1 protein-coding gene is annotated in these 1,043 nt (G+C 57.5%); it reads left to right on the top strand.

What is annotated here, in order from left to right:
• Nucleotides 1-92: 92 nt before the first annotated feature.
• On the top strand, nucleotides 93-1,043 hold the full coding sequence (locus GCN74_RS28180; RefSeq protein WP_152259704.1) for an IS481 family transposase: 951 nt from the start codon (nucleotides 93-95) through the stop codon (nucleotides 1,041-1,043).

The raw sequence follows: 1,043 nt of genomic DNA, 5'->3' as shown, positions 1-1,043 counted from the left end.
TGTGATGTTTCAATAGGTTGTTGTGGTTCATTCGGATTGGATTTGAGACACTGGAAATCGCCAAACCCCCAGTTCTCAAGGAAACCAACCGAATGAACATCCATAAGAATGCCCGATTAACTCTGATTCGTCGAGTCGAGATGGTCGAAGACGTCCTACATCACCGCCTGCCGGTCTGCCAAGCCGCTGTCCGCTATGCTGTGAGCGAGGCGACCGTGCGCAAATGGCTGGGGCGCTTCCTTGCCGAGGGCCGCGAAGGCATGATGGACCGCTCGTCGCGTCCCGCACACTGCCCTTTGGCACTGGACGCGGGCAAGGCGCTGACCGTTGTCGAGCTACGCAAGAAGCGCATGACGCAGGCCAGGATTGCCCAGTACCTGCAGATATCGAAGGCCACGGTCAGCCGTGTGCTGGCGCGTGCCGGCCTCTCCAAACTGAGCGATCTCGATCCCGTCGAGGCGGTGCAACGCTATGAGCATGCGCAACCGGGCGACCTGATTCATATTGATACCAAGAAGCTCGGACGCATTGAAGCCACCGGTCATCGTGCGACTGGAAACCGGCGCGACCGTGCGCGCGGCGCCGGATGGGAAGTCTTGTTTATCGCCATTGACGACCATGCCCGCATCGCCTTCACGGAACTCTACCCTGACGAAACCCAGGAAAATGCCAACAGTTTCCTCGCCAATACCCACGCCTATTTCTGCTCGCTCGGGGTGCGCCCCAAAGCCTTGTTGACCGACAACGGTTCAGCCTTTCGCTCCAGGTCATTCAAGGCGACTTGCAGTCAGATCGAAGTCAAGCACCGCTTTACGCGGCCATATCGACCGCAGACCAATGGCAAGGCCGAACGCTTCATCCAGTCAGCCTTGCGTGAATGGGCTTACGGCTTCGTTTATAACAACTCACTGGAACGTGCCCACATGCTCAAGGAATGGAATCATCACTACAACTGGCACCGGCCGCATCAGGGCATTGCTGGCAAGGCCCCGATGTCACGGCTCGGATCTAGTCCGAATAACCTCTTGCAACTTCACACCTAG

Origin of the sequence: Janthinobacterium sp. FT14W (assembly GCF_009208755.1) — a bacterium.
Classification (GTDB): Bacteria; Pseudomonadota; Gammaproteobacteria; order Burkholderiales; family Burkholderiaceae_D; genus Janthinobacterium; species Janthinobacterium violaceinigrum.
This window is presented reverse-complemented; position numbering and strand designations above follow the sequence as displayed.

Excerpts from the sequence above, each read along its gene's own strand:
- GCN74_RS28180 (WP_152259704.1), top strand. The coding sequence starts at position 93 with ATGAACATCCATAAGAATGCCCGATTAACTCTGATTCGTCGAGTCGAG.